Source organism: Burkholderia sp. A2 (genome assembly GCF_001729305.1).
Lineage (GTDB): Bacteria > Pseudomonadota > Gammaproteobacteria > Burkholderiales > Burkholderiaceae > Burkholderia > Burkholderia sola.
The window spans coordinates 1-506 of the sequence record NZ_LZXX01000012.1; the positions used below are offsets into that span (position 1 = coordinate 1).

Below are 506 nucleotides of genomic sequence, written 5' to 3' on the forward strand. Positions count from 1 at the left end.
TGCAGGTGGCCCGCCACCGCCGCCACCGCGCTGTTGCCGATCAGCCCGCCGATCATGCTGCCGATCCCGCCGATCGGCGAATCGTTGATCACGATCTGCGGTTCCATGTAGTAGTCGGCCGCGACGCGCTGGCCCTTCTGCTGCTTCGAGCCCGCGCGATATTCGCCCGAGTTGCGCTGCAGCTGCGTGATGCGCGACAGGCGCGCGTCGCTCTTCTGGTTGCCGATCGACGTGATCACGAAGCAGTTCGACTGCTGCACGGCCAGCCGCAGCAGCGGGTCGATGCTCGTCACCTTGGTCGCGCTGCCGAACGGGCCCCACCAGTCGGCGTTGCGGCCGTCGTCGACCGCGATCGTGCCCAGCGGCGACGCGCAGCGCTGCAGTTGCGAATCGGCGCCGGCGCTCGCGCCGCCGGCCGCCGCGCCCGTCACGCCGGCGTTCTGCCCGCCGGGCGTCACCACGCCGCCGCAACCCGCGACGGACGCACCAAGCGCTGCAACCAGCGC

General features: G+C 71.5%; 1 pseudogene. It reads right to left on the minus strand.

Annotated features, from left to right (window positions below):
* A pseudogene (locus A9Z05_RS01525) lies at positions 1–506 on the minus strand (penicillin-binding protein activator LpoB); the annotation flags it as partial.